This window comes from uncultured Thiodictyon sp. (genome assembly GCA_903837595.1).
Classification (GTDB): domain Bacteria; phylum Pseudomonadota; class Gammaproteobacteria; order Chromatiales; family Chromatiaceae; genus Thiodictyon.
Map to the genome: position 1 here is coordinate 1 of CAILVI010000515.1, position 5,265 is coordinate 5,265.

A 5,265-nucleotide genomic window follows, 5' to 3' on the forward strand; every position below is an offset into this window, starting at 1 on the left:
CAGCGGTGACACCGGTGACCAGACTGCCGTTGATGGTACAGGTGCCGGTCGTCTGACTGGTGAAGGTGATCGGATTGCCGGAGCCGCCGTCGGTGGCCAGGACAGTCCCGGTGCCATCCACCGAGACACTGGGTGCCGCACCGAAGGCGATGCTCTGGCGGCCCTTGTCGCCGATTCCTGCCGTGCTATGTCCCCTCTGGGTCCAAAACAGGTTCGGTTGGCCCTCGGCCGCCGTGCCGTTATCGAAGGTCAAGCGATAGGAGTTGGCCTCATCGATCGTACCGCTGCAATCTATCCAGGACTCCGACGAGGTGCAGATGAAGATGGCACCGCCCAGACCCGCACCATTGTTGGAGGGGGCGACGCTCAGGCCGCCGACGGCGCCGTTGGCGCTGAAGTTCACATCCTTGAGGGCGAGTGTCCCCCGCTTCACGAAGATGGCCCCGCCCAAGCCGCCGCCGCCGCCGCCGCGAGCACCGTTGCTGGCGGCCGCGTTGCCGCCACCGAAGCCGCCGCGCCCATAGGAACGGCTGTTGTAGCCACCGCCGCCGCCGAAGCCCCCTTGGCTGCTCCCGCCGTTGTTCGGGCACATTTGAAAGTCGACTATGCCGCCGCCACCGCCAAAGCCGCCGCCAAGTCCGTTGTTAGCGCCGGCGCCGCCGCCAAAGCCGCCGCGGCTGCCGGAGCAAGCGAAGCTGCCGTAGGCGCCGCCGCCGAAGCCGCCAGACGGATGTGAGCGGGTGCCGCCGAAACCACCGTAGGCACCGGTCCCGCCATAGCCGCCGTCGCCGAGGGAGCCGTTTCCGAACAGACCGCCGCCAGAGGCTCCGGAACTGCCGAACATTCCGCCGCCGCCCATCATGCCGCCCGAGTTGGTCGTGCCGCCGATTGCGTTGTTCGCGTTGAAATTCACCGCCTCGACCGTGACGCTGCCGTCATAGATGAACAGTGCCCCGCCCAGACCAGCCCCGCCACCTCCATCTCCGCCTGTGCCGCCTTGCGCCCGGCCATTGTTCAACTTCAGGTTCCTGATCGTTACACGGCCTGATTTGACGAACATTGGGCGCAAGGCGTTGCCGCCGCCGATGGTGCGGGTGGTGGCATCGCTTTGCAGTGTGACATCGCTGTCGATCAGGCGCTTCATCACCCCTTGGACCGTGACATCGGTCTTCAGCGTGATGACATCGCCGGGGCAGCCGTGGCCGGGATGGCCGTTGGGATAGGGGGTATTCGGGGCCGAGCCGTTGTTCGCGGTCATGATCGCCCAACTGAGTGTCCCCAGCGTGTCGCCAGCGCCGTTATCGGGACCGACCGTCACCGAACAATCCACGGCCGCCTGGGCCGCGGGGCCGCCCAAGGCCAGTGCTATCGCCAGGGCCAGTTTGCCGGGGGCAGGGAAGGTGCGTGTGTTCATCGTGCGGACTCCTGGTGATGACTCCGTAAACCGAAACAAACTCTTAATAAAAGTAGACCAGCACCCAGGCTTGGTCAATACGCGATGCGTTGACGAGCGGTTGTCACGCCAAGGCGCCAAGTTCGCCAAGCTCGCCAAGGTTTTTCAGTTCATGATCTAGGCGGCGGCATTCGCGACGTGATACAAGACGGGCAGCCAATTCCAGCCTCCTGTTCCCAATCGCCATGCCCCATATCGACACCCTCCTGGCCCAGGCCGGACGCGGGCGCGACCCGCGCACCGGGGCGATCAGCACGCCCATCTATCAGACCGCCACCTATGCCCACCCGGCACTCGGGCAGAGCACCGGTTTCGATTACAGCCGTACCACCAACCCGACGCGGGCGGCACTGGAGGAGGCGATGGCCGGCCTGGACGGCGCCGCCGCGGCCTGCGCCTTCGCCAGCGGACTGGCGGCCCTGACCACCCTGCTGTGCCTGTTCAAACAGGGCGATCACCTGGTGGTGGCGGAGGGCTGCTACGGCGGCACCTATCGGCTGCTCGATCAGGTGATGGCCCCCTTCGGCCTGACCGTGACCTATGTCCCGGTCCTGGACCAGGCGGCCTATCGGGCGGCGCTGCGGCCGGACACCCGGGCCATTCTGGTCGAGTCCGTGTCCAACCCCTGCCTGCTGGTCCCGGACCTGCCGGGCCTGGCGGGGATCGCGCGGACGGCTGGTGTACTGCTGGTGGTGGATAACACCCTGCTCACCCCTTATTGGCTGCGTCCGCTGGAGCTGGGGGCGGACCTGGTGCTGCATTCGGCGTCCAAGTATCTCGCCGGGCACAATGACTGTATCGGCGGGGTCGTCACGGTGCGCGACGAGGCCCTGGCCGGGCGGCTCAAGTTCCTGCAGAACGCGGTGGGGGCGGTGCTGGGGCCACAGGACGCCTGGCTCGTGCTGCGTGGGCTCAAGACGCTGGGCCTGCGCCTGGAGCGGCAGCAACGCAATGCACTGACCATCGCGCGCTGGTTGCAGGAGCAACCAATGGTCACACGGGTCCATTACCCTGGCTTACCGGGCGACCCCGGGCATGCGACCCTTAAGGGTATCGCGAGTGGTCTGGGTGCCGTGCTGTCGTTCGAGGTGCAGGACCGCGCGACCCTGGAGCGACTGATCGCGGGGGTTTCGCTGATTGCCTATGCCGAGAGTTTCGGCGGGGTGGAGAGCCTGATCACGGTCCCGGCGGTGCAGACCCATGCCAACCTGTCGCCCGCGGAGCGCCTCCGCCTGGGGGTCACCGATACCCTGGTGCGGCTCTCGGTCGGGATCGAGGATGCGGGGGACCTGATCGCGGACCTGGGCGCCGCGCTGGCGCTCGATCCTGGAATGCGCAACGATCGTGGAACTTCCGCCGGGGGATGACCGGCGCTGCCGTTGACTGTGACGGTGCGCTAAACTGCGCCTGCCCAGGGAGGCGGGCCGCGCCGGGCGGGGCGTCCGTCATGTCTTTCACGCTGCCACCAGAGGTGACCGAACGATGATTGAAGTGAATAAATTGGACGCGCTCCGTAACTCCCTTCTCGCCGCGGAGTTTGATGAGGCCGAGATTGAGGCGCTCGCGAATCAGATGGGGGTGCAGACGCTCCACGACGGCGAGACGCTGGTGGTTGAAGGGGATGAGCGCCGGACGCTGTTCACGGTCGCTGCGGGTGGCCTCAGCTTTTTTCGGGTCATCGGTGGCGCCGAGGAGATCATCTATCATATGCACGCCGGTGAGTGTGTTGGTGCCCGTTCCTTCATCGATGGCGTGGCCTATGTATTCGGCCTGCGGGCGATCGGCGAGACCAGCCTCCTGACCTTGGAACCCGAGGCCTTTGAGGCGCTGGTCGACACCCATCCATGGATCATTTATCGGGTCATGCGCGCGCTCTTCCGCGTCGCCCATGTGAACCTGACGCGTACCTATCTGGAGGGCGCCGAGCTGCGCAATTATTTGTTGAAGAGCGGCGGGCGCTATTGAGTGCCCGCTGGGAATCGTTGAGTACCGGCACCGCCGGCCCCCCTGCGGGACGATCCGCACCGCCCGCGCGGCGCGCGGTGCGCTAAACTGCGCCTTCCCGGGGACCCGGGTCTGGCCGGGCCGACGGGGCGTCCGTCGTGTCCTTCGCGCTGCAAACATGAGGTAGTCGATGAATCAAGTAGACAAGTTGGAGGCGCTGCGCGGCTCCCCCCTGGTCGCGGAACTCGCTGACGACGAGCTGCGGGCGCTCGCCGATCAGATGGGGGTCACGATACTGTCCGACGGTGATACGCTGGTCTCCGAAGGGGACGCCAGCCGCACGCTGTTCGTGCTCGCCGTGGGCGCGCTCAATGTCTCCCAGATCGTGCGCGAGCACGAGGAGGTCATCTATCAGATGCGCGTCGGTGAATGCGCCGGCACCCGTTCATTCGTCGACGGTTCGGCGCGCAAGGCCTGGCTGCGTGCGGCCGGCGGCAGCATCGTCCTGACCCTGGAGCCCGACGCCTTCGAGGCGCTCGGCAAGTCTCATCCAATGCTACTGTACCGGGTCATGCGTGCACTCTTTCGTATCACCCACACGAATCTGACGCGCGCAAACCACGAGAGCATCCAGCTGCGCAATTATTTGCTGAAGAGCGGCGGGCCCTATTGAGGGTCGGCGAGCGTTTGGCGCTCCCACTGCGGCGCCGCGGCCTGATGCTTCCGCTCGTCGACCGCTACCTGCTCAGCGAAGTCGGGAAAGCCCTGCTGGCGATCTTGATCACGCTGATGCTGATCGTCACCAGCATGCTCTTTCTGCGGACCCTGGAAGAGGTAAGCCTGGGTGCGTTGAACGCCGACTTGGTACTGCGCTTTCTGGGTCTGCAGCTGGTCCGCGATACCTCGACCCTGCTGCCGCCGTCATTCTTCCTCGCCGCCCTGGGGGGGCTGGGCCGCCTGGCCCGCGACAGCGAACTGGTGGCACTCAATGCCTGCGGTATCGGGCCGCGGCGGCTGTACCGGGCACTCTTCCTGCTGGCGCTGCCGGTGGCGCTGGTTACGGGCTTGTTCGCCCTGATCCTGCAGCCCTGGGCGTCGGCGGGAATCGCGGAGATCCGGCTTGCGCAGAAGGATCAGGCCACCCAGGTCGCCGGGCTGCAGGCCGGGCGCTTCTATGTCGAGGATGACGGCCAGTCGATCATCTATGTCGGCTCCATCACCAAGGAAAAGCGGCTCGAACGGGTTTTTCTGCTCTCGCGACAAGGCAAGAAGACGCAGCTCGTCGTCAGTGATACCGGTAGCCACCGGGTGGAGCAGACCACCGGGGACCATTTGGTTACGCTCAACGATGGGCACCGCTTCGACGGCAATGCGGGGGAGGGCGATTACATGATCGGGGAGTTCCGCGAATATCTGTTGCGGATCGATGGCCAGGGGCCAGAGCCGACCGGGATAAAAAAGAACTCCACGGTCCCCTCCCGCGTCCTGTTGGCATCCCCGGACCCCGCGGCCCAGGGCGAATTGCAGCACCGTATCGCCGCACCGCTGGCGATCTTTACGCTGTTGCTGGTCGCGGTCCCCCTGATCGCGATTTCACCCCGACAGAAGACCACCGGTCGCCTCGTGCTCGCCTTTCTGGCCTATTTCACCTTCTTCAACCTGCAGCAATTGGCGGAGACCTGGCTGGAGAACGGTACAACCCCGTTGTGGTTGACGAGCTTTTGGTATCAGCTGCTGGTCGTGGCCCTGGTCTATCTGGTGATGTTGCCTGAGACCCTGTGGTACCGGGGCCTGCGTGAGCGCCTCCGGCACCGGGTCCCGGCGGCGGCCTGAGAGAACCGCGGGTGCCTTCGTCGCGGCCTGGGGGC

4 protein-coding genes and 1 pseudogene are annotated in these 5,265 nt (G+C 65.8%); 4 read left to right on the forward strand and 1 reads right to left on the reverse strand.

The window, feature by feature from the left end:
* Positions 1 to 1,414 (reverse strand): annotated as a pseudogene (locus QZY44_RS31150) (hypothetical protein); the annotation flags it as partial.
* Positions 1,415 to 1,638: 224 nt separating this feature from the next.
* Between QZY44_RS31150 and QZY44_RS31155 the strand changes: the two are divergent.
* From QZY44_RS31155 to lptF, 4 genes are all read left to right on the forward strand, one after another.
* Positions 1,639 to 2,820, forward strand: coding sequence for an aminotransferase class I/II-fold pyridoxal phosphate-dependent enzyme (locus QZY44_RS31155; protein ID WP_295456804.1), 1,182 nt, complete (start codon positions 1,639 to 1,641; stop codon positions 2,818 to 2,820).
* 115 nt (positions 2,821 to 2,935) lie between these two features.
* Positions 2,936 to 3,418, forward strand: coding sequence for a cyclic nucleotide-binding domain-containing protein (locus QZY44_RS31160; RefSeq protein ID WP_295456806.1), 483 nt, complete (start codon positions 2,936 to 2,938; stop codon positions 3,416 to 3,418).
* 169 nt (positions 3,419 to 3,587) lie between these two features.
* Entirely contained in the window at positions 3,588 to 4,070 is a 483-nt protein-coding gene (locus QZY44_RS31165) for a cyclic nucleotide-binding domain-containing protein (RefSeq protein WP_295456807.1), read from the forward strand.
* A gap of 44 nt (positions 4,071 to 4,114) precedes the next feature.
* Positions 4,115 to 5,230: an LPS export ABC transporter permease LptF gene (gene lptF, locus QZY44_RS31170; RefSeq protein ID WP_295456809.1), complete on the forward strand. Its 1,116-nt coding sequence runs from the start codon at positions 4,115 to 4,117 to the stop codon at positions 5,228 to 5,230.
* The last annotated feature ends 35 nt before the right edge of the window (positions 5,231 to 5,265 follow it).

What these genes read in the sequence shown, in the direction of transcription:
- QZY44_RS31155 (WP_295456804.1), top strand. Translation starts at nt 1,639, where the DNA reads ATGCCCCATATCGACACCCTCCTGGCCCAGGCCGGACGCGGGCGCGAC.
- QZY44_RS31160 (WP_295456806.1), top strand. Translation starts at nt 2,936, where the DNA reads ATGATTGAAGTGAATAAATTGGACGCGCTCCGTAACTCCCTTCTCGCC.
- QZY44_RS31165 (WP_295456807.1), top strand. Translation starts at nt 3,588, where the DNA reads ATGAATCAAGTAGACAAGTTGGAGGCGCTGCGCGGCTCCCCCCTGGTC.
- lptF (WP_295456809.1), top strand. Translation starts at nt 4,115, where the DNA reads ATGCTTCCGCTCGTCGACCGCTACCTGCTCAGCGAAGTCGGGAAAGCC.